A 21,553-nucleotide genomic window follows, 5' to 3' on the forward strand; every position below is an offset into this window, starting at 1 on the left:
GTGGGCTTCCTGCTGCACGACGTGGCGCGGCTGATGCGGCGGCGCTTCGAGCAGCGCGCGGCGGCGCTGGGCTTCACCCGGGCGCAGTGGCAGGTGCTGCTGCACCTCAGCCGCAACGAGGGCATCCACCAGGCGGGCCTCGCCGACATCCTTGAGGTCGAGCCGATCTCGCTCGTGCGGATCCTCGACAAGCTCCAGGCGCGCGGCCTCGTCGAGCGCCGGCAGGACGCCGCCGACCGGCGCTGCTGGCGCCTGCACCTGACCCCCGCCGCCCACCCGAGCCTCGCCCTGCTGCAGGACATCGGGGAGGGGACGCGGGCCGAAGCCCTCCAGGGCTTCTCCGACGCGGAGCGCGACGCCCTCGTGGGCGCCCTGTCCCGCCTCAAGACCAACCTGGCCGACGCCTGCGCGAAGCCGGCGGTCGACGACGAGGCACAGCATGGTTGAGGGTATGTCCGGGCGCGACTTCTCCGACGCGGAGCCGCTGGAGCGCCACGACGAGGAGGAGCGGGGCGCTTCCGGCCGCGTGAGCCCGCGGGCCCAGGCCGCCGCGGCGCGCTCGCCCGCGCCCGTCCCCGCGGCCTCCGCGCCGGCGCCCGCGGCGCCCCCCATGGCGGCGGCGGCAGTGCCCTCGGCGACGCGCCCGAAGAAGAGCCGCCTCAGGCCGCTGCTCTTCGCGGCCCTGCCGGTGGTGCTCGTCGTCGGCGGCTACCGATACGTCACCGGCGGGCAGGTGATGTCGACCGACAACGCCTACGTCCAGGCGCGCTCGCTCGGCGTGTCGACCGACGTGTCCGGCACGGTCGGGGCCATCGAGGTCCACGACAACCAGCACGTCGAGAAGGGGCAGGTGCTGTTCCGGCTGAAGTCGAACAGCTTCCGCATCGCGCTGGAGGGCGCGGAAGCGCAGCTCGGCACGGTGCGCAACCAGGTGCTGACCCTCAAGGCCAGCTACGAGCAGTCGCTGTCCGCCATCGCCCAGGCCAAGGCGGACCTGCCCTTCTACCAGGCGACCTTCGACCGTCAGAAGGACCTCCTGTCCAACAGGTTCGCCTCCAAGGCGGCCTACGACACGGCCGAGCACGACGTCACCGCCACGCAACAGCGCGTCGCCGTCGCGACCGCGCAGGCTCAGTCCATGCTGGCGCAGCTCGGCGACGACGCGGACCAGCCCGTGGAGATGAACCCGTTCTACCGGCAGGCCCGGGCGGCGGTGGACGAGGCGCGCCGCGACCTCGACGACACGGTGGTGCGCGCGCCCTTCGCCGGCACGGTCACCAACGTCGACGCGCTCCAGGTCGGCGGCTACCTCAAGGCCGCGCAGGCCGCCTTCAGCCTGATCTCGGACACGGACGCGTGGGTCGAGGCGAGCCCCAAGGAGACCGAGCTCACCTACGTGCGCCCCGGCCAGGCCGCCGACGTGAGCGTCGACACCTACCCGGGCGTGGTGTGGCACGGCACGGTGGAGAGCATCAGCCCGGCCTCGGGCTCGTCCTTCTCGCTGCTGCCGGCGCAGAACACCACGGGCAACTGGGTCAAGGTCGTGCAGCGCATCCCCATGCGGGTCCACGTCGACTACGACCCCAAGAAGCCCCCGCTGCGCGTCGGCATGAGCGCGGTCGTGGACGTCGAGACCGGCCACGCCCGCGGCCTGCCGGATTCCGTGCAGCACGGGCTCGACTGGCTGCGCGGCGAGGCCGCCGCGCTGCGGGAGCGCTATCATGTCTAGCGTCGTCCTCCGGGGGGCGCCCGCGCCGGACGACCTCGCCCTGCCCATCGCGTCGCCGGCCGCCGCCGTCCCCTCGCCCGAGGCGACCGCGGGGCCGGAGGCCCCCAACCGCGGCGCCATCACGGCCTGCGTGATCCTGGCCGTGGTGATGCAGGCGCTCGACACCACCATCGCCAACGTGGCGCTGCCCTACATCCAGGGCAGCGTGTCGGCCTCGGCCGACCAGATCAACTGGGTGCTGACCTCCTACATCACGGCCGCCGCCATCATGACGCCGGCGGCCGGCTACTTCGCCAAGACCTTCGGCCGCAAGCGCGTGCTGCTGATCTCGGTGGCGGGCTTCGTGGTGGCCTCCGTGCTCTGCGGCATCGCGCAGTCGCTGGTGCAGATCGTCGGCTTCCGCCTGCTGCAGGGCATGTTCGGCGCCGCGCTGGTGCCGCTCGGCCAGGCCATCCTGCTCGACATCTACACGCCCGAGGAGCGCGGCTCCGCCATGGCGGTCTACGGCGTGTCGATCATGGTGGGGCCCGTGCTCGGGCCCGTGATCGGCGGCTGGCTCACCGACAACATCTCCTGGCGCTGGGTCTTCTACATCAACCTCGGCATCGGCGCCGTGGCGTTCCTCGGCATCTCGGCCTTCGTCAACGAGACGCGGCGGGAGCTCGGGGCCAAGCTCGACTGGACCGGCTTCGCGGCGCTCGGCCTCACTATCGCGTCGCTGCAGATCTTCCTCGACCGGGGCGAGCAGCTCGACTGGTTCTCGTCCGGCGAGATCCGGATCGAGGCGCTGGTCGCGGCCTGCTCCTTCTACGTCTTTCTCGTGCACACCTTCACCGCGAAGGCGTCCTTCGTCGACGCGCGGCTGTTCCTCGACCGCAACTTCGCGGTCGGCATGGTCTTCATCTTCATCGTCGGCGTCACCTACCTCGCCTCGATGGCGCTGATGACGCCCTACCTGCAGACGCTGATGGACTACCCCATCGTCACGGCCGGCCTCGTGATGGGGCCGCGCGGCATCGGCACGATGGTCAGCATGTTCTTCGTGGGCAAGCTGATCGGCAAGGTCGAGGTGCGCTGGCTGCTGCTGGTGGGGCTCGTCCTCACCGCCTGGGCGATGGACGACATGTCGGGCTGGACGCGCGACGTGAGCGAGTGGCAGGTGGTCGAGACCGGCTTCGTGCAGGGCGCGGGCCTGGGCTTCCTGTTCGTGCCGCTGTCGGTGGTCACCTTCTCGACGCTGTCGGCGGCGCAGCGCGGCGACGGCACCGGCCTCTACAACCTGTCGCGCAACATCGGCTCGTCGGTCGGCATCTCGATCGTCACGGCGCTGCTTGCCGAGAATGTCCAGGCCAACCACGCCGACATCGCCGGCTACGTGACGCCGTTCAACCCGATGTTCCACCTGCCCGCCATCGCGCGGATGTGGAACCCCTACACGGCGCACGGCCGCGCGGCGCTCGACTCCGTGGTCACGACCCAGGCCACCATGGTGGCCTACATCGACGACTTCCGCCTGCTGATGATCATGGCGCTCTGCGCCATGCCGCTGGTGTTCCTGCTCAGGAAGGCGAGCGGACCGGTGGAGGTGGACCACTCCGCCGTGATGGAGTGACCCTCCCGGCCGTCGAGGCGCGTGGGTCCTATCGGTGAGGCGGGCCGCTCACCCCCGCGGCCCGCGTCGCCGCAATCAGCGTGTTCTCCATCAGCATGGCGATGGTCATCGGGCCGACGCCGCCCGGCACCGGCGTCACCGCGCCCGCGACCGTCAGCGCGCCGGCGAAATCCACGTCGCCGACGAGCCGCGTCCTGCCCTCGCCCTTCTCGGGCGCCGGAACGCGGTTGATGCCGACGTCGATCACGACCGCGCCGGGCTTGATCCAGTCCGCCTTCACCATCTCGGGCCGGCCGACGGCCGCCACCAGCACGTCGGCGGTCCGGCACAGGGCGGGCAGGTCGGCCGTGCGGGAATGGGCCATCGTCACCGTGCAGTCGGCGGCGAGCAGCAGCGCCGCGACCGGCTTGCCGACGAGGTTGGAGCGGCCGATCACCATCGCGTGCCGGCCGCGGAGGTCCGGCAGGGCGGAGCGGATCAGCGCCATCGACCCCGCCGGCGTGCAGGGCACGAAGGCGCGGCCGAAGTCGCCGAGCGCCACGCGGCCGGCGTTGACCTCGTTCAGGCCGTCGACGTCCTTCGCGGGGTCGATGGCGGCGATGGCCGGCAGCGGGTCGAGCGGCTTCGGCAGGGGGAGCTGCAGCAGGATGCCGTGGATCGTCGGGTCGGCGTTGAGCGCCGCGATCAGCGCGAGGAGGTCGGCCTGCGCGGTGTCGGCCGGCAGCGCGTGCTTGACCGACTTGAAGCCGCAGCTTTCCGCCATGCGGCCCTTCGAGGCGACGTAGACCTGGCTCGCCGGGTCCTCGCCGACGATCACCACGGCGAGGCCGGGCCTGACGCCGGTGCGGGCCGCGAGTGCCGCGGCGCCGGCCGTCACGGTCTCGATGACGGCGGCGGCGGCCAGCTTGCCGTCGATGATGGTGGCTGCGGTCATGCGTCTTCCTCGGTCGGCGTCCACAGGGCGGGCGCTCCGGCAGGGCTCGGGGCCGCGCCGGAAGGCTGTGCCGGGGCTCCGCCCCGGACCCCGCGAAACGCCTGGGCCTCTCGAAACCGGTTCGGTTTGTCAGAACACCACGGTCTTGTGGCCGTTGAGCAGCACGCGCCGCTCCAGGTGCAGCTTCACGCCGCGCGCCAGCACGCGGGCCTCGACGTCGCGGCCCACCGCCACGAGGTCGTCGGCCGACAGGGCGTGGGTGACGCGCTCGGTCTCCTGCTCGATAATCGGGCCCTCGTCGAGGTCCGGGGTCACGTAGTGGGCCGTGGCGCCGATCAGCTTCACGCCGCGCTCGTGGGCCTGGTGGTAGGGCTTGGCGCCCTTGAACGAGGGCAGGAACGAGTGGTGGATGTTGATGGCGTGGCCGCTGAGCGCCGTCGACAGCTCGTTGGACAGCACCTGCATGTAGCGCGCCAGCACGACGAGGTCCGCGCCCGTGTCGCGGTAGAGCTGGAGGACCTGCGCTTCCTGCTCGGGCTTGGTGGTCTTCGTGACGGGCAGGTGGTGGAACGGCACGCCGTGCTGCTCGGCGATGGGGCGCGCGTCCGGGTGGTTCGACGCGATCGCGACGACCTCCGCCCTCAGCCAGCCGACGCGGATCTGGTAGAGCAGGTTCAGCAGGCAGTGGTCGAACTTCGACACTAGGATCAACAGCCGCGGCATCGCGTCGCCGTCGGTCAGGCTGACGTCCATGCCGAAGCCGTCGATGGCGCTCTTCAGCGCCCCCCGGATCACGCCGTGGCCGACCTCGGCCGGCGCGGTGAACAGGATCCGCATGAAGAAGCGGTCCGTCGACCGGTCCCAGTATTGGGCGCTCTCGGCGATGTTGCCGCCGACGGCGGCGATCGACGTCGTGACGCGCGCCACGATGCCGGGCCGGTCGGTGCACGACAGGTTGAGGATGTGGGTCCGGTCGGCCGGGGCTGGTGCGGCCCGCGGGGTCGAGGAAGGCGTGTCGGCCGCGGTCATGCGTCGTGGGGGCCCCTGAGATCTCCGGCCCCTGTCCTGCCCCGATCCGCGCGGCGGGGCAATCCGCGGGCGCGAAAAAGCCCGGCGCGGGGGCCGGGCTCTTCCGATCGAAGCCTCGGGATCAGCGGGTCACTCGGCCGCCGTCATGCCGCCGACGGCCTCGGGCGCGAAGTGGCCGCACCAGTCCTTCTCGGACACGACGGGCCACAGGCCGTGGGCCTCGGGGGTCGGCTGCGACACGGGCGGGTTGTAGCGGCACAGGCCGCCGTCCTGCGTCGTGGCGGCGTTGTTGCCGTGGTGGTCGTCGAAGAAGGCGCAGTTGCCGCAAGCGCTCGAGGCCATGGTGCTCTCCTTGGAAGTGCCGGGCGTCGGCCCGTCTGAAGTTTAGAACGCGAACAGACTGGAGCGGTTCCAGACTGGGCGATGCGGCATCGCTGCCGCGGATCACTCCGCCGCGACGGCGCCCGCGGTGGTCTCGGGGGCGAAGTGGCCGCACCAGTCCTTCTCGGTCACCACGGGCCACAGGCCGTGCGCCTCGGCCGTGGGCTGTGACACGGGCGGGTTGAAGCGGCACAGGCCCTCGTGGCCCGCCGCGGCGGCGGCGCTGTGCTCGTCGAAGAAGGCGCAGGAGCCGCAGGAACCGGACTTGGACATCATGGGATCGTCTCCAGCAGGCGGAGCCGCAGCCCCGTCGTTGTCTGGAACGGTTATAGTCTGGATCGGTTCCAAACTGCAAGCGGGTCGATCGCCCGCCGGACGGGGATCTGCGCTCCGGGTGCCGCTCAGCCGCTCCCACCGATCAGCGCCATCCGGTCCACGTCCACCAGGCCCCGATCGGTGATCTTGAGGTGTGGGATCACCGGCAGGGGCAGGAAGGCGACCTGCAGGAAGGGCTCGGGCAGCGTCACGCCGAGGGCGCGCGCCGCCGCGCGCAGCGGCAGCAGCGCCGCCCGCACCTCCTCGTGGGAGCGGTCGCTCATCAGCCCGGCGACGGGCAGCGGCAGGTCGGCCCGCACGACGCCCCCCTCGACCACGGCAAAGCCGCCGCCGGTCGTGGCGAGGTGGTTCACCGCCGCCGCCATGTCGGCGTCGTCGAGGCCCACCACGCAGACGTTGTGGCTGTCGTGGCCGACCGAGGACGCGATGGCGCCGCGCTCCATGCCGAAGCCGTGGACGAAGCCGCGCCCGATCGCGCCGTTGCGCCCGTGCCGCTCCACCACGCAGACCTTGGCGACGTCCTGCGCGGCGTCGGGGCGGACCGCGCCGCCCGCCGACGGCAGGTCGCGCGTCAGGTGCTCGGTGATGATGCGCCCCGGCACGACGCCGATCACGGGCGTCGACCGCCCGTCGCCCGGCACGGTGAAGTCGGAGGCCGCGACGGCCCGCGCCCTCATGCTGTCGAGGCCGATCGGCGGCACGGCCGTGCGGGCCGCGAACAGCGCCTCGCCGACGACCCGCCCCGCCGACACGACGTCCGACACCGCGCAGGCGTCGAGCGCGTCGATCAGCACCACGTCGGCGCGGTAGCCCGGCGCCACCATGCCGCGGTCCCGGAGCCCGAAGGCGCGGGCCGCCGTCAGGGAGGCCGAGCGGTAGGCGGCCAGCGGCGGCACGCCCCGCGCGATCGCCATGCGGATGATCCCGTCGATGTGGCCCTCCTCGGCGACGTCGAGCGGGTTGCGGTCGTCGGTGCAGAAGGCGAGGAAGGGCGAGGCCTCGACCGTGAGCAGCGGCGCCAGGGCGGCGAGGTCCTTCGACACCGAGCCCTCGCGGATCAGCACCGTCATGCCCTTGCGGATCTTCTCCAGCGCTTCCGCCGCGCCCGTCGCCTCGTGGTCGGTGCGGATGCCGGCGGCCGCGTAGCCGTTGAGGTCGAGGCCGCCCAGCAGCGGCGCGTGGCCGTCGACGTGCCGCCCCGCGAAGCCCGCGAGCTTGGCGAGGCAGCCGGGATCCGCGCCGAGCAGCCCTGGGAAGTTCATGAACTCCGCGAGGCCGATGACCTTCGGGTGGTCGCGGTAGCGGAGGAGGTCGGCCGCGGGGATGTCGGCGCCGGCCGTCTCCAGGTGCGTCGCGGGCACGCAGGACGAGAGCTGCACCCGCAGGTCCATGATCGTGCGCTCGGCGCAGGCGAGGAAATAGTCGAAGGCCGCGGTGCCCAGCACGTTGGCCATCTCGTGGGGATCGCAGATCGCCGTGGTGACGCCGTGCGGCAGGACGCAGCGGTCGAACTCCAGCGGCGTGACGAGGGACGACTCCACGTGGAGGTGGGTGTCGATGAAGCCCGGCACGGCGATCCGGCCGCGGCCCTCCAGCACGGCGCGGCCCTCGTAGCTCCCGTAGGTGCCCACCACCGTGTCGCCGCAGACCGCGATGTCGGTCTCCGTCAGGGCGCCGGTGACGAGGTCGAGGAGCCGCACGTCGCGGATCACGAGGTCGGCGGGCTCCAGCCCGCGCCCCTGCGCGATGCGCCGCGCGATCGTCTCCGCCGATGCCGCCATGCCGGGCCCCCGTGCCGTTCCGCAGCGCAGCATGGTGCGGGCGCCGCGGGCGGGCAAGCGGCCTGGTCGATCGGCCTTTCCCGCTCCGGCCCGACCGCGTAGTCTCGGGAGGACCCACCTCGAGCGCCGCCCCGTGCCGATCCTCCGCCGCCACCGCTGGCTTTACCCGATCGACTGGCGCGAACTGTCGGCCGCCATCCGGTTCCGCCGCGCCGGCGGCCGGTGCGAGCGCTGCGGCCGGCCGCACGGGCGGGACGTGGTCCACCTCGGCGACGGGCGCTGGTGGGACGAGGACGTGGGGCGCTGGCGCTGCGGGCAGGGCAGGCGGCTCCGGCGCCTGCGGCCGCCGCACAGCACCATCCTGCCCATGCGGCGCACCCGCGTGGTGCTCTCGACCTGCCACCTCGATCACGACCCGCAGAACAACGCGCCGGGCAACCTCGCCGCGCTGTGCCAGCGCTGCCACCTGTTGCACGACGCCCCCGAGCACCGCCGCCGCCGGGCCGTGACCGTGCGGGCGCGGCGGGCGATGGGCGATCTGTTCACGGGACCCTACGGGTGAGCTGGCCTTTCCGCCCCTCGCGGCGGCCCCGCCCGACGGCGCGTCCCGCATTTCGACGTCGATCGCCTCGCCGACGACGTCACGGCGCTGCTCGTATGACCCTCCACCGCCGCCCCGACCCGTTCACCCTTCTATCCTGGGACCTCATCGATGACCGACACTGATGCCGCCGATCGATCGCGCTCCGCCCCGGACATCCGGAAGATCCTGCCCGTGATCATGTGCGGGGGCTCGGGCACGCGCCTGTGGCCGGCCTCGCGCGAGAGCATGCCCAAGCAGTTCATCCCGCTGCTCGACGAGCTGTCGAACTTCCAGCTCACGGCCAAGCGCTTCGCCCACCCGGCCTTCGGCAAGCCGCTGGTGGTCGCCGGCAACGACGTGCGCTTCATCGTGGCCGAGCAACTCGCGGCCGTGGGGGTCGAGGCCGAGATCGCGCTGGAGCCCATGCGCCGCGACTCCGCCGCCGCCGTCGCGGTCGCGGCCCTGCTGGCGGAGCGCCGCGGCCCCGGCACGGTCGCCCTGGTGGTGGCGGCCGACCACCTCATCAGCGACATGGACGCCTTCGTGGCCTCCTGCGTCGCGGCCGCCGAGGGCGCCCGCGAGGGCTACATCATGACGCTCGGCGTCACGCCCACGGGGCCCGCTACCGGCTACGGCTACATCCAGCCGGGCCGCCCCATCGCCGACACGGGCGCGCTGCGCGTCGAGCGGTTCGTCGAGAAACCCGACGCCGCCACCGCGGCCCGCTACATCGAGCAGGGCTACTTATGGAACTCGGGCAATTTCCTGTTCCGCGCCGACGCCATGCTGGCCGAGCTCGAAGCCCACGCGCCCGACGTGATCCGCGCCGCCCGCGCCGCGGTGGAGGCGGCTGCCAGCGACCTCGACTTCCTGCGCCTCGGGGCCGACAGCTTCGCCAAGGCCCCGAAGGTGTCGATCGACTATGCCGTGATGGAGCATACGGCGCGCGCCGGCGTGCTGCCGGTCTCCTTCTCGTGGTCCGACATCGGCACCTGGGGCGCGATCTGGGAAGCGTCGGAGCGCGACGGGGCCGGCAATGCCCTGAAGGGCCCGGTGGAGGTGCTGGGCACGAGGGGCAGCCTCGTGCACTCGGACGGCGTGCTCACGACCGTGGTGGGGCTGGAGGACGTCGTGGTGGTGGCGACGCCCGACGCCGTGCTGGTGACCTCGCGCGAGCGCTCTGACGCGGTGAAGGACCTCGTGGGGCAGCTCAAGGCCGGCAGGCGGCCCGAGGCCGACGACCATCTCAAGATGTACCGCCCCTGGGGCTCCTACCAGCGCATCGACATCGGCTCGCGCTTCCAGGTCAAGCGCATCACGGTCAAGCCCGGCCACCGCCTGTCGCTGCAGAAGCACTTCCACCGCGCCGAGCACTGGGTGGTGGTGCGCGGCACCGCCGAGGTGACGATCGACGACCAGGTGATCCTGCGCCACGAGAACGAGGCCGCCTACCTGCCGATCGGCTCGGTGCACCGCCTCGCCAACCCCGGCAAGATCGACCTCGAGATGATCGAGGTGCAGGTGGGCAGCTACACCGGCGAGGACGACATCGTCCGCTTCGAGGACGTCTACGGGCGCTGACCGGTCGGGCCTTCTTCCCGGGCCCGCGGGCGCCGCGCATCGCTGCGGCCCGTCGAAGCGATGAGGAATGGTCCAGGCCCGGGCGGGATCGACCGCGGCCGGCGAGGCGAGGGGGACACCAGGCATGGCTCCATGGTCACTGCGACGCCGCGGGCCGGAATCCGAGGGTCGGGCCGCGGGCGACGGGCTGGTTGACGTCCTGCGGGCCGGCGGGCTCGTCGACGAGGCCTGGTACCGCGGCACCTACCCGGACGCGGTCGGCCCGGAGGCGGACGCGGTCGAGGACTATGCGTCGCGCGGCGCCGCGGCGGGCCGCGACCCCAACCCCTGCTTCAGCACGCGCCACTACCTCGACGCCAACCCGGACGTCCGCGCGGCGGGCCTGAACCCGCTGCTCCACTACCAGCAGACCGGCTGGTCCGAGGGCCGCAGCGTGGGCCCAGACTTCGACACGGCCTACTACCTCGCCCAGAACCCCGAGGTCGGGGCGGCGAACATCAACCCGCTGCTGCATTATCTCCGCTTCGGGCGTCACGAGGGGCGGATCGCGACGCCCTACGACGAGGCCGAGGCCTTCGAGGCGGGCGTCAGGGCCAAGGCGCAGGCCCTGTCCGGGCCAGCCGCGACCCTCTACCAGGGCGCGCGCGCCGACCACGTCCACTTCCCGCTCCTCGCCCGCGACGCCCCCGGGCCGGGCGGCGGCCTACCATTGCCGCCGCTGCGGCTCGCCCGGCGCATCGGCTCCGTCACGCTCGACGACTTCGAGGCCAGCGGCCGCGGCATCCGCGAAGCCATCGTCCGGGCCCTGCCGGCCGATTTCGCCTGGGCGGGAGCGCGCTGCATCGATTTCGGCTCGGGCGTCGGGCGGGCGCTGCGCCACTTCGAGCCCGAAGCGCGGCAGGGCGAGTTCTGGGGCTGCGACATCGACGGGCCCAGCATCCGCTGGTCGGTGCAGAACCTGTCGCCGCCGTTCCGCTTCTTCCAGATCGGCGAGGTGCCGACCCTGCCCTTCGAGGCGGACAGCTTCGACCTCGTCACCGCCGTCTCGGTGCTGAGCCACATCCACACCACCTGGCACCAGTGGCTGATGGAGATCCGCCGCGTCCTCAAGGCCGGCGGCGTCTTCTTCGCCTCATTCCTGGGCCCCATGGCCATGATGGACATGCTGGGCGAGCCCTACTGGACGCGCGGCGACGACTTCGGGATGTATGTGAAGGGCCCGCATCAGAACTGGAACGACGGCGGCCCGATGATCTTCGTGTCGCCCGACTGGCTCAAGCGCTTCTGGGGCAGCATCTTCGACATCGACTACATCGCCGTCGACGGGCTGATGAACTATCAGTCGTTCCTCGTCATGCGGAAGCCCGAGGTCGGGGCCCCGATCCGGACGGATGTGCCGGTTCTGAGGTTCGGCACCGAGCAGGACCACGATCCCGACGCCTTCGGCACCATCCTGCCCCAGATCGACGCCCGCCGGCCCTACCGCGACAGCTACGGCCTCGACCTGCGGGCGCCGGGGGCGGACCACGCGATCGAGGGCTGGGTGGTGTTCCGGGACGACGAAGCGAGGTCGCTCGACGTGGCCGTCGACGGCGGCGCGGTCCGCGCGGCGGCGCGTTTCGAGCCCGGCGCTCCCCATCGCGACTGGAACGCGAGACAGACCGCCTTCTCGGCGACGGTGGATCTGACCGGGCTCGCGCCGGGTCGGCACCGGCTCGCCGTCACCCTGCGCAGCGCCGGCGGGCGCTCGCACCGCATGGCGATCCCGCTGACGATCCGATGAGGGCGGACGGCGTGGGAAAGGCTGTAGCCCGGGGGCGCGGCAGCCGTTGGTGTTCTCGCGCTGGATCACCGCCGGGCGGAGGTCGCGCTCACGGGCGTTGTCCGTCGCCTCGACCCGTCCGGGAAAGGAGGCGAAGGCCGGGAGTCGGCCGCGGGCCGGCCGCGCCCGTCAGCCCGAGATCTCTTCCAGCGGCCGGTCGAGCGTGCGGGGCCCGAAGATCCCGATGGCCAGCACCACGATCGCCATGGCGCCCGCGATGAAGGCGAAGACGGCGCCGACGCCCTCGCGCGCCAGCAGGGCCGAGATGACGAGGCCCGCGAAGGCGCCGGACAGGCGGCTCCACGAGTAGGTGAAGCCCACCGCCCGCGCCCGCACCCGCGTCGGGAACAGCTCGGCCTGGTAGCCGTGGAAGGCGAAGGACATCCAGTTGTTGCTGAGCGTGACGAGGACGCCGAAGGCGATCACGGTCCAGAAGCCGGCCGCCTGCCCGAACAGCAGGCCGAAGCAGGCCGCCGCGACCGCGGCCGTGCAGATCTGCCACTTCCGCTCCATGCGGTCGGCGATCAGCAGGCCGAGCAGCGGCCCGAACGGGTTCACCACCGCGATGGTGAAGGAATATTGCAGGCTCTTGGTGACGTCGATGCCCTTGGCGATCAGCAGCGTCGGCACCCAGGCGGCGAAGCCGTAGAAGCCGATCGTCTGGCAGAACTGGAACACGCTCATCATGACGGTGCGGCCCCGGTAGCGCGGGCTCCAGATCTCGGCGAAGGAGGCGCGGCCCTCGGGGGCCGGCACGGCCGCGACCGGCGCCGGAGCGGGCAGCGCGCGGCCGAGGTCGTGCTCCGCCCGGCGCTCGAAGGCGCGGACCACGCGCTCGGCGGCGTCGAGACGGCCGCGGCGGGCGAGCCAGCGCGGCGATTCCGGCACGCCGCGGCGGATCGCCCACACGAAGACCGCCCCCACGGTGCCGACCAGCACCACCCAGCGCCAGCCGTCGAGGCCGAGCGGCGCGTGGGGGACCAGCAGCCACGCCAGCAGCGCCACGATCGGCACGGCCAGGAAGGTGACGACCTGGTTCAGCGCGTAGGCGCGGCCGCGGATCGCGGCCGGCACGATCTCGGCGATGTAGGTGTCGACCGTGACGAGCTCGACACCGAGCCCGATGCCGGCCACGAAGCGCCACAGGTCGACGCCGAAGCCGGTGGTCTGGAACGCCAGGGCCAGGGTCGCGACCGAGTACCACACGAGCGACCAGGTGAAGACGACGCGGCGCCCGTAGCGGTCCGCCACGCCGCCGAAGGCGGTGGTGCCGACCCAGAGCCCCGCGAAGGTGGCGAAGACGAAGGTGCCGAAGCCGGTGACGCCGATGCCCGCCAGCGCGTCGAAGGGCCCGAGGCTCGCGGGCGTGAAGAGGCCGCTCTTGGCCATGCCGGGCGCCACGTAGGCGGTGTAGAAGAGGTCGTAATATTCGAACAGGGCGCCCAGCGACAGCAGCCCCACCGTGGCCCACAGCGAGCGCGTGGCGGGCAGCCGGTCGAGCCGCGCGGCGAGCTCCGCCGCGGCGCGGGCGTGGGAGGCCGCGTGGGCCGCGGGGTCGTCGCGGTGGTCCGCCCGTGTGGTGCCCGCCTGCGCCATGGTTCCGCTCCCCGCCCTTCGTTGGTGCGGGTCTAGCCCGGTGCGCCGGCCTTGGCGAGGTCGTCGACCTCGCGCAGGCTCGGGAACAGGCGGCTCCACAGGATCGCCACCAGCACGGTGCCGACGCCGCCGATCACCACGGCCGGCACGGTGCCGAACAGGGTGGCGGTGAGGCCCGACTCGAACTCGCCGAGCTGGTTCGACGTGCCGACGAACATCGAGTTCACCGCCGACACGCGGCCCCGCATGTTGTCCGGCGTCTGCAGCTGCACGAGCGAGGAGCGCACCACCATGGACAGCACGTCCGCGGCGCCCATCACCGCGAGGGCGAGGAGCGACAGCGGGAACGAGGTCGACAGGCCGAAGCCCACCGTGGCGAGGCCGAACAGCCCCACGGCGAGGAACATCTTGGCCCCGGCGCGGCTCCGCAGCGGGCGGCGCGCCAGCACGAAGGAGGTGAGCAGCGCGCCGACCGCCGGGGCCGCACGCAGCACGCCGAGGCCCACCGGCGTCGTGTGCAGGATGTCCTGCGCGTAGACGGGGAGGAGCGCGGTGGCGCCGCCGAGCAGCACCGCGAACAGGTCGAGCGAGATGGCGCCGAGCACGACCGAATGGTCGCGGATGTAGGTGAAGCCCGACAGGAGCGAGCGCAGCGTCGGCGGCTCGCGCTTGGGCGGCGCGTGGTCGAGGCGGATGCCGCCGACGAGCAGGCTCGCCCCGGCCCAGAGCGCCGCGACCGCCGCGTAGGCGAAGGCGGGCCCGGCGATGTAGAGGGCGCCCCCGATCGCGGGGCCGATGATCGTCGCGGTCTGCAGGGCCGAGGCCGACAGCGCGAAGGCGGAGGGCAGCGACGCCGCCGGCACGACGCCCGGCAGCAGCGCCGAGGTGGTGGGGCTCTCGAAGGTGCGGGCCGCGCCGATCAGCGCCACGGCGGCGAAGATGCCGTGGGCGCCGAGCCAGCCGCCCGCGCTGCCGAAGGCCAGCAGCGCCGCCGCCGCCGCCTCGACGGCCTGGCAGACGCGAACGATCCCGCGCCGGTCGTAGACGTCGGCCACGTGGCCCGCGGGGATCGTCAGGACGATCATCGGGATGAACTGCATCAGGCCGATGAGGCCGAGCTCCAGCGTCGAGTCGGTCAGCGAGAACACCTGCCAGCCCACCACGACGGCGGTGATCTGGAAGGCGCCGGCCGACAGCGAGCGGGCGAGCCAGAAGCGGAGGAAGGCGGGCTGGCGCAGGGGCGGCGGCGGCGGGGCGGCGTCGGGCACGGGGCGGCGGAACTCCGGAGGACGATCCTTCTATGCCTGTGCGCGGGCGCGGGGCCGCTTAAATATCCTGTCACGGCGAGGGGCGCGATCCGGCGGCTGTTGTGCGACGAGATGCTGGCCGGGCTCGCGCGCTGGCTGCGCGCCGCGGGGCACGACGTCGCCGTGCTGCCGCGCGGCAGTTCCGACGCGATGGTGGCCGCGCAGGCGCGGCGGGACGGGCGCGTGCTCCTCACCCGCGACCGCGACTTCGCCGCCCCGCGCGCCGCCGGGCTCGACGTGGTGGCGCTCGGCGCGGACGCGCTCGACCGGCAGGCCGCCGAGCTGTCGCGCCGCCTGGGCCTCGACTGGCTCGCCGCCCCCTTCACCCGCTGCCTCGTCGACGGCGCGATGCTGGAGGCGGCGCTGCCCGAGGAGGTGCCGGAGGCGGCGCGGGCGCGCGGCGGCCCGTTCCACCGCTGCCCGGCCTGCGGGCGGGTCTATTGGCCGGGCTCCCACGTCAGGCGGATGCGGGCGCGGCTGGACGCGCTGGCGCGCGCGGGAACGGCCGGCTGAGGAAGCGCGAGCCGGCGAGGCCGAAGCGCCAGGGCGCCTCGGCGTTGCGGCTGATGCCGATGCGCGGGCCGGCGACGAGCGCGGGCTCGCCCGCGCCGAAGGCGAGCGCGAAGGGGGCGCTTCCGAGGTCCGCCCCGTCGTGCGACGCGTCGAGGCCGAGCGCCTGGCACAGGCGCCCCGGCCCGGCGCAGAGCAGGCGCGGGTCGTCGAGCCCGCGGCGCGCCCGCATGCGCTCGAGCCCGCGGGTGGGCTCCAGCGCGCGGACCAGCACGGCGCAGCCCGGCTCCTCGCCGCCCACCACGTTGAAGCACCAGTGGATGCCGTAGGAGCGGTACACGTAGGCGCGGCCCGGCGGCCCGAACATGGCGCGGTTGCGGGGCGTCGGGCCGCGGCAGGAATGCGAGGCGGCGTCGTGGCGCGCGTAGGCCTCCGTCTCGACGATGACCCCGCCGACGCCGTCGAGCAGCAGTTCGGCCCCCACCAGCGCGCGGGCGAGGTCGAGCACGGGGCGGGCGAAGGGGGCTGCGGGTTCGAAGGCTCGGGTCATGCTGGTCCGGGCCGGCGACTGCACCCCGGGCAGGGCGAGGCGGGGCCTCGCGGACGATGGGGCGGTGCGCCGCCCGCGGCAAGCCCGCCGGGGGCGCCCGCGGTCCGCAGCCGGTCCCGGCGCTCGTTCACCGCGTCCGGTCAGTGCTGGAAGTAGCTCGCGATGGTGGCCGCGAGCTTCGCCTCCATGGCGCGCGCGCGTTCGGAGCGGGGCGCCTCCGCGGGGCCGGGCGCGTTCGGCCTGCCGGCTTGGATCGTTTCCCCCAGCATGACGAGGGCGTCGAACAGGCTCTGCCTGAGCGCGGCGACGCCCTCCAACGTGGAAGTCTCCGCGCGAGCGGCATCGATCATCGACGCATGGAGTGCATTGCCGGTCGCGGAAGACCGAGTCGAAGCGGGACTCGACGGGCCGCCCAGGAGAGAGTTGCCCGACAATAGACCGCCGATGCCGATGCCGGATAATGCCGAAGTGCTTGGGGCGGAGCCGATCGCGGTGGAGATAGCCATGGTCGCAGCTTTCATCTCTTGCCTGACGCAGAGGAAGCTACCGTCGTCGACTTGGGCATGAGCTAAATCAGATCATGTCGATTTTATCGATCGGCCGTGCCCACACCCCATGCTTAAGGGTTCGTCTCGCTGGCCCCGGAAGGGCCGGCGCGGAGGTCGGGCGTCGCCGTGCCCCTCGGCGTTGAACCAGGCCCGCCCATCGCCGATTAGAACGGGCCCCGCTTCGCCTCCACGAGACGCCATGCCCTCAGATCCCGCCGCCGGCGCGCCCTCCCTCGCCTTCGGCCTGCCCTTCGCGGGACTGCTGCTGTCGATCGCGCTCATGCCGCTCCTCGCCCCGCACTGGTGGGAGCGGCGCTTCCCGCTCGTCGCGGCGGGCTGGGCGCTTCTCTTTGCCCTGCCCTACGCCGCGGCCCGCGGGCCGGACGCGGCGGGCGCGGCGCTGCTCGGCACGGTGGCGCACGAGTACCTGCCCTTCATCCTGCTGCTGCTCGCGCTGTTCGTGGTGGCGGGCGGCATCCGGGTCGGCGGCGCCTTCGTCGGCACGCCCAACACCAACCTCGCGCTGCTCGGGCTCGGCACGCTCCTGGCGAGCCTGCTCGGCACCACCGGCGCCGCCATGCTGCTGATCCGGCCGCTGATCCGCGCCAACGCCGGGCGGCGCCACCGCACCCACGTCTTCGTGTTCTTTATCTTCCTGGTCGGCAACATCGGCGGCTCGCTGACGCCGCTCGGGGACCCGCCGCTGTTCCTGGGCTTCCTGAGGGGGGTCGACTTCGGCTGGACGCTGCGCGCCATGGCGGGGCCGATGCTGCTGTCCTCGGGGCTGCTGCTGGTGGTCTTCACCGCCATCGACCGCTGGTACTGGCGGCGCGAGCCGCTGGCCGGGGAGCGGCACCCGTTCCGCCTTGAGGTCGAGGGCGGCTACAACGTCCTGTTCCTCGTCGTGGCGGTGGGGGCCGTGCTGCTGAGCGGGCTGTGGCACCCGGGGCGCTCCGTGCCGCTCGGCCTCGGCGTCAGCGTGAGCTGGGAGGGGCTCGCGCGCGATGCGCTGCTGCTCGCCGCGGCCCTGCTGTCCTTCGCCGTGACGCCGGCGCGGGTCCGCATCGAGAACGCCTACACCTGGGTGCCGATCCGCGAGGTGGCGATCCTGTTCGCCGCCATCTTCGTCACCATCATCCCGGTGCTCGACGCGCTCGCGGCGGGGCCGGCCGGGCCGTTCGGCCCGCTGCTCCACCTCGTCAACCGGCCGGACGGCACGCCGGTCGTCGCGAGCTACTTCTGGCTGTCGGGGGCGCTGTCGTCGGTGCTCGACAACGCGCCGACCTACCTCGTGTTCTTCGACATGGCGGGCGGCGACCCGGCGCGGCTGATGGGCGAAGGCGCGACGACGCTGCTCGCCATCTCCTGCGGCGCGGTGTTCATGGGCGCCAACACCTACCTCGGCAACGCGCCGAACTTCATGGTCAAGGCCATCTGCGAGGAGCAGGAGATCCGCATGCCGGGCTTCTTCGGCTACATGGCGTGGTCGGGGCTGGTGCTGCTGCCGCTGTTCGGGCTGCTGACGGCCGTGTTCTTCTGAGGCCGGCAGAGATTTCCCGAAGGTCCTGCCCCCTTTCCATCCGTCGTCGCTCCGCCAGCGACGACGGCGGGACGGGGAAGCGCCATGGCACGACGCCTTCCCCCGCCAGCCCCTACTCGGCCGCCTGCGGCAGGGCGTCCCCGGCCTGGAACAGCCCGTTCGCGCCCTTGGTCATCTCGACCCGGCGGTTGTGCAGGGCGTCGAGCGTCGGGCGGTGGGTGATGGACACGATGCCGGCCTCCGGCAGGCGCTCGATCAGCGTCCGGTAGAGGTCCGCCTCGCCGGCCTCGTCGAGCGCCGAGGTGGCCTCGTCGAGGAACAGCCAGTCGGGCTTCGACAGCAGGGCGCGGGCCACGCCGACGCGCTGCTGCTCGCCGCCCGACAGGCGCTGCGGCCAGTTGTCGGCGTGGTCGAGCTCGGCCGCGAGCGCTTCCAGGCCGACGGCCGCCAGCGCTTCGCGCACCGCGGCATCCGGATAGGCGTCGAGCGTGTTGGGGTAGCTCAGCGCCTGGCGCAGGGTGCCGAGCGGCAGGTAGGAGCGCTGCGGCAGCACCAGGGTGCGGGTGCCGTCCGGCACCTCGACCTTGCCCTCGCCGTAGGGCCACACGCCCGAGAAGGCGCGCAGGATCGTGGTCTTGCCCGCGCCCGAGCGGCCGGACAGGAGCACGCGGTCGCCCGCGCGCAGGCTGAAGGCCGGCACGGCGGAGAGCGGCGTGCGGTCGGGCAGGCTCACCACCACGCCCTCGGCCGCGAAGGCCTCGCCCGAGGTCGCCCGCGTGGCGATGTTGGGCAGGGCCGCCGCGGCGGCGTCGCTCTTGGCCATCACCTCCTCGAAGCTCACGAGGCGCTGCACGATGGCGCGGTAGTTGGCGAGGAGCTGGAACGAGTCGGCGAACCAGGTGAGGCCGTCCTGCACGCGGCTGAACGTGCCCACCGCCTTCATCAGGATGCCGTAGGTCGCCTTGCCGAAGAAGAAGGCCGGCCCCAGCAGCAGGAACGGGAAGACGGAGGAGAACAGGCCGAAGAACTGCGAGAAGAAGGTGAGGTTGAGCTGCAGCCGCACCACGCCGTAGACGTTGGCGAGGATCGACTGGTAGCGCTCGCCCAGCGCCGCCCGCTCGGCGCCCTCGCCGCCCAGCAGCGCGATCTGCTCGGAGTTCTCGCGGATGCGCGCCATGCCGAAGCGGAAGTTCGCCTCGAAGCGCTCCTGGTTGTACTTGAGGCCGACCAGCCGCCGGCCGATCAGGTAGGTGATGGCCGTGCCGGCGCCGGCGTAGATCACGGCGAGCCAAACGAGATAGCCCGGTATGTTGAACGACAGCCCGAAGCTCGTCATCGGGAAGGCGGTCGACATGGCCCACAGCACCTGCAGGAAGATGCCGAGCCGCAGGAAGTTGCCGAAGAAGCCGATGCCGAGCACCATGGTGTTGCCGACGAACTGGTGGATGTCGTCGGAGATGCGCTGGTCGGGGTTGTCGGCCGGGCCGGCGACGAGGCGCATGCGGAAGTGCTGGGCGGGCGACAGCCAGCGGGCGACGAAGTCGTCCGTCATCGACTTGCGCCAGCGGATCTGCAGCACCTGGTTGAGGTAGTTGTTGAAGGCCGCGACCAGCACGTAGGGCACCGCGATGGCGCAGAAGATCGCCAGCGACCACAGGAAGGCGTGCCAGTCCTTCGACTGGATGGAGTCGCCGAAGCCTTCCTGCCAGTTGTTGAGCAGCTTCGACATGTAGGAGGCGCCGACCTCCAGGCCGACAACGCAGCCGAGCAGGCCGAGGCCGATCCAGTTCTCGGGCATCCGCACCGGGCCGATCAGCCACAGGTGGATCTCGCCCGGCGTCCTGCGACGGAAGTACGGGATCGCGAGGCGCCAGATGTCCTTCACGTCCCGGGCGAAGTGCGTCATCGATCGACCTTTCGCGGCCGGGGCGCATCCGGCTTCGTCATCGGTTTCAGTCGGGGGCGCCGGGGGAGCCCGGTGCCGCCGTCTCGTCGCGGCGCATCAAAGCGGAAAGATGGCCACCCCGCACGTGAAGCTTCGGCAATGCTAAGCCTTCGGCGCCGGGCCGTGGCCTTCCGCCGCGCCTAGGCCCTGGCGTCGGCGGCGTGCTGACGGAGCCAGCCCGCGGCCCCCGACAGGTCGAGGCCGATCTGGCGGGACAGGGGGCCGAGGTCCGCGATCTCCAGGCGCCCGTCCAGCACCTCGCCGATGGCCCACAGGTTGGCCGAGCGCGTCCCCGAGCGGCAGTGGACCAGCACGGGGCCGGCGGCGCCGTGCACCACGGACTGGAAGTGGCGCACCGTGCTCTCGGTCACGGGGCCCATGGGGATGTGGGCGTAGGCGAGGCCGGCCTCCTCGGCGGCGGCTTCCTCGGCCTCCGAGCCCGGCTGCGTCGGATCCTCGCCGTCCGGCCGGTTGTTGACCACGGCCACGTAACCGTCGGCCGCGATGCCGCGAAACTCCGACAGGTCCGGCTGGCTCGCGACGGTGACGTCGGCGGAAAGCTTGACGGTGTGCATGGCGTCCTCGCGTGGGGTTCCGGGCCGGACCGTAGCGCAGATGTGCGCCGCACCAAAGCGGGGCGGAAATCGAGAGCCGGAGGCGGGCGGTCCCGCCCCGGCATCCCCATATCCAGCGGGAAGACGCGGCCGGGCCGCACGTCACGGGAGGTCGACAACATGCTGATCCGCCATCGCCGGTCCTGGGAAATCCCCGAGCGCGACGCCACCCCCGAGCACCTGTTCCTGAACCGCCGGTCCCTCGTCGCGGGCGGCGCTGCGCTGGGCGCCGGCGCGCTGGCGGGCGGCCCGGCGCGGGCCTTCAGCCTGTTCGGCGGCGGCGACGCGGCCCCGGCCGCCCCCGAGGCGCCGGACCCCTCGGCCTCGCTCTACCCGGCCAAGCGGAACCCGGCCTACACGATCTCCGGGCCCGTGACGCCGGAGGTCGACAACACGACCTACAACAACTTCTACGAATACGGCACGTCGAAGAACGTCAGCGCGGCCGCGCAGATGCTGCGCGTGCGCCCCTGGACGGTGAAGTTCACCGGCCTCGTCGAGAAGCCGCAGGAGGTGGGCATCGACGACCTCCTCAAGGCCATGACGCTGGAGGAGCGGCTCTACCGCCACCGCTGCGTCGAGGCCTGGGCCATGCAGGTGCCGTGGACGGGCTTCCCGGTGAAGAAGCTCGTCGACTTCGCCAAGCCGCTCGGCTCGGCCAAGTACATCGTGCTGAAGACCTTCAAGGACCCCAAGATGGCGCCGGGCCAGCGGAGCTTCATCCTGCAGTGGCCTTACGTCGAGGGGCTCACCATGGCGGAGGCGACGAACGACCTCGCCTTCATGGTGACGGGCGCCTACGGCAAGCCGCTGCCGAAGGTGATGGGCGCGCCGCTGCGCCTCGCCGTGCCGTGGAAATACGGGTTCAAGTCGGTGAAGTCGATCGTCGAGGTGTCCTTCACGGACAAGCAGCCCGACACGACCTGGGCCGCGCTGGCGCCGGACGAGTACGGCTTCTGGGCCAACGTCAACCCGGCCGTGCCGCATCCGCGCTGGAGCCAGGCCACCGAGGAGGTGCTCGGCACCGGGAGCCGCCGCCCGACCGTGATCTACAACGGCTACGGCGACGAGGTGGCCTCGCTCTACAGCGGCATGAGCAAGGACCGGCTGTTCATGTGACGGGGCGCCGGGGCGACCGGCCCGGCGGGGAAGGAC

General features: G+C 72.6%; 20 protein-coding genes. 9 read left to right on the forward strand and 11 right to left on the reverse strand.

The window, feature by feature from the left end:
- The first annotated feature begins 33 nt into the window (after positions 1 to 33).
- From L7N97_RS13905 to L7N97_RS13915, 3 genes are read left to right on the forward strand one after another with little or no spacing between them, the layout of a single operon-like run.
- The gene (locus L7N97_RS13905) at positions 34 to 447 is read left to right on the forward strand and encodes a MarR family winged helix-turn-helix transcriptional regulator (RefSeq protein ID WP_237482235.1); all 414 of its coding nucleotides are present in this window, start codon (positions 34 to 36) and stop codon (positions 445 to 447) included.
- The gene (locus tag L7N97_RS13910) at positions 440 to 1,729 is read left to right on the forward strand and encodes an HlyD family secretion protein (protein WP_237478950.1); all 1,290 of its coding nucleotides are present in this window, start codon (positions 440 to 442) and stop codon (positions 1,727 to 1,729) included. The genes L7N97_RS13905 and L7N97_RS13910 overlap by 8 nt, the downstream gene beginning before the upstream one ends.
- Positions 1,722 to 3,341 (forward strand): DHA2 family efflux MFS transporter permease subunit, encoded by a 1,620-nt coding sequence (locus L7N97_RS13915; RefSeq protein WP_237478951.1) that lies wholly within the window; start codon positions 1,722 to 1,724, stop codon positions 3,339 to 3,341. The genes L7N97_RS13910 and L7N97_RS13915 overlap by 8 nt, the downstream gene beginning before the upstream one ends.
- A gap of 28 nt (positions 3,342 to 3,369) precedes the next feature.
- Here L7N97_RS13915 and folD read toward each other — a convergent pair whose 3' ends face one another.
- From folD to ade, 5 genes are all read right to left on the reverse strand, one after another.
- Positions 3,370 to 4,275, reverse strand: coding sequence for a bifunctional methylenetetrahydrofolate dehydrogenase/methenyltetrahydrofolate cyclohydrolase FolD (gene folD / locus L7N97_RS13920; protein WP_237478952.1), 906 nt, complete (start codon positions 4,273 to 4,275; stop codon positions 3,370 to 3,372).
- Positions 4,276 to 4,404: 129 nt separating this feature from the next.
- A complete protein-coding gene (gene purU, locus L7N97_RS13925) occupies positions 4,405 to 5,304 on the reverse strand; it encodes a formyltetrahydrofolate deformylase (RefSeq protein WP_237478953.1) in 900 nt (299 codons plus the stop codon).
- 129 nt (positions 5,305 to 5,433) lie between these two features.
- Positions 5,434 to 5,646 carry a hypothetical protein gene (locus L7N97_RS13930; RefSeq protein ID WP_237478954.1) on the reverse strand — a complete coding sequence of 71 codons (213 nt, stop codon included), beginning with the start codon at positions 5,644 to 5,646 and terminating at the stop codon, positions 5,434 to 5,436.
- Between the two features lie 102 nt (positions 5,647 to 5,748).
- A complete protein-coding gene (locus L7N97_RS13935) occupies positions 5,749 to 5,961 on the reverse strand; it encodes a hypothetical protein (RefSeq protein ID WP_237478955.1) in 213 nt (70 codons plus the stop codon).
- A gap of 125 nt (positions 5,962 to 6,086) precedes the next feature.
- Positions 6,087 to 7,802 carry an adenine deaminase gene (gene ade, locus L7N97_RS13940; RefSeq protein WP_237478956.1) on the reverse strand — a complete coding sequence of 572 codons (1,716 nt, stop codon included), beginning with the start codon at positions 7,800 to 7,802 and terminating at the stop codon, positions 6,087 to 6,089.
- A gap of 133 nt (positions 7,803 to 7,935) precedes the next feature.
- Here ade and L7N97_RS13945 point away from each other — a divergent pair, with 133 nt between their 5' ends.
- The 3 genes from L7N97_RS13945 to L7N97_RS13955 all read left to right on the forward strand — a co-directional run bounded on the left by L7N97_RS13945 (position 7,936) and on the right by L7N97_RS13955 (position 11,749).
- Positions 7,936 to 8,364 carry a hypothetical protein gene (locus L7N97_RS13945; RefSeq protein ID WP_237478957.1) on the forward strand — a complete coding sequence of 143 codons (429 nt, stop codon included), beginning with the start codon at positions 7,936 to 7,938 and terminating at the stop codon, positions 8,362 to 8,364.
- A 150-nt stretch (positions 8,365 to 8,514) separates the two neighbouring features.
- Positions 8,515 to 9,966, forward strand: a complete 1,452-nt coding sequence (locus L7N97_RS13950) for a mannose-1-phosphate guanylyltransferase/mannose-6-phosphate isomerase (RefSeq protein ID WP_237478958.1) — start codon at positions 8,515 to 8,517, stop codon at positions 9,964 to 9,966.
- A 124-nt stretch (positions 9,967 to 10,090) separates the two neighbouring features.
- Positions 10,091 to 11,749, forward strand: a complete 1,659-nt coding sequence (locus L7N97_RS13955) for a class I SAM-dependent methyltransferase (RefSeq protein ID WP_237478959.1) — start codon at positions 10,091 to 10,093, stop codon at positions 11,747 to 11,749.
- A gap of 168 nt (positions 11,750 to 11,917) precedes the next feature.
- Here L7N97_RS13955 and L7N97_RS13960 read toward each other — a convergent pair whose 3' ends face one another.
- Both L7N97_RS13960 and L7N97_RS13965 read right to left on the reverse strand, forming a co-directional pair.
- Positions 11,918 to 13,384, reverse strand: coding sequence for an MFS transporter (locus tag L7N97_RS13960; protein WP_237478960.1), 1,467 nt, complete (start codon positions 13,382 to 13,384; stop codon positions 11,918 to 11,920).
- A 32-nt stretch (positions 13,385 to 13,416) separates the two neighbouring features.
- Positions 13,417 to 14,652 (reverse strand): MFS transporter, encoded by a 1,236-nt coding sequence (locus L7N97_RS13965; RefSeq protein WP_237478961.1) that lies wholly within the window; start codon positions 14,650 to 14,652, stop codon positions 13,417 to 13,419.
- Positions 14,653 to 14,751: 99 nt separating this feature from the next.
- Here L7N97_RS13965 and L7N97_RS13970 point away from each other — a divergent pair, with 99 nt between their 5' ends.
- Positions 14,752 to 15,204, forward strand: coding sequence for a DUF5615 family PIN-like protein (locus L7N97_RS13970; protein ID WP_237478962.1), 453 nt, complete (start codon positions 14,752 to 14,754; stop codon positions 15,202 to 15,204).
- Here the strand turns inward: L7N97_RS13970 and L7N97_RS13975 are convergent.
- Positions 15,149 to 15,751, reverse strand: a complete 603-nt coding sequence (locus tag L7N97_RS13975; protein ID WP_237478963.1) for a DNA-3-methyladenine glycosylase — start codon at positions 15,749 to 15,751, stop codon at positions 15,149 to 15,151. The two genes, L7N97_RS13970 and L7N97_RS13975, sit on opposite strands and share 56 nt — an antisense overlap.
- A gap of 140 nt (positions 15,752 to 15,891) precedes the next feature.
- The gene (locus L7N97_RS13980) at positions 15,892 to 16,068 is read right to left on the reverse strand and encodes a hypothetical protein (RefSeq protein WP_237478964.1); all 177 of its coding nucleotides are present in this window, start codon (positions 16,066 to 16,068) and stop codon (positions 15,892 to 15,894) included.
- Positions 16,069 to 16,498: 430 nt separating this feature from the next.
- Here L7N97_RS13980 and L7N97_RS13985 point away from each other — a divergent pair, with 430 nt between their 5' ends.
- Positions 16,499 to 17,839, forward strand: coding sequence for a sodium:proton antiporter (locus tag L7N97_RS13985; RefSeq protein WP_237478965.1), 1,341 nt, complete (start codon positions 16,499 to 16,501; stop codon positions 17,837 to 17,839).
- Positions 17,840 to 17,951: 112 nt separating this feature from the next.
- Here L7N97_RS13985 and L7N97_RS13990 read toward each other — a convergent pair whose 3' ends face one another.
- Positions 17,952 to 19,745 (reverse strand): ABC transporter ATP-binding protein/permease, encoded by a 1,794-nt coding sequence (locus tag L7N97_RS13990; protein WP_237478966.1) that lies wholly within the window; start codon positions 19,743 to 19,745, stop codon positions 17,952 to 17,954.
- Between the two features lie 179 nt (positions 19,746 to 19,924).
- A complete protein-coding gene (locus tag L7N97_RS13995; protein WP_237478967.1) occupies positions 19,925 to 20,359 on the reverse strand; it encodes a protein tyrosine phosphatase family protein in 435 nt (144 codons plus the stop codon).
- Between the two features lie 159 nt (positions 20,360 to 20,518).
- On the opposite strand from L7N97_RS13995, the gene msrP reads away from it, so the two are divergent.
- Positions 20,519 to 21,517: a protein-methionine-sulfoxide reductase catalytic subunit MsrP gene (gene msrP / locus L7N97_RS14000; RefSeq protein ID WP_237478968.1), complete on the forward strand. Its 999-nt coding sequence runs from the start codon at positions 20,519 to 20,521 to the stop codon at positions 21,515 to 21,517.
- Positions 21,518 to 21,553: the final 36 nt, after the last annotated feature.

The organism is Lichenibacterium dinghuense (genome assembly GCF_021730615.1).
Lineage (GTDB): Bacteria > Pseudomonadota > Alphaproteobacteria > Rhizobiales > Beijerinckiaceae > Lichenihabitans > Lichenihabitans dinghuensis.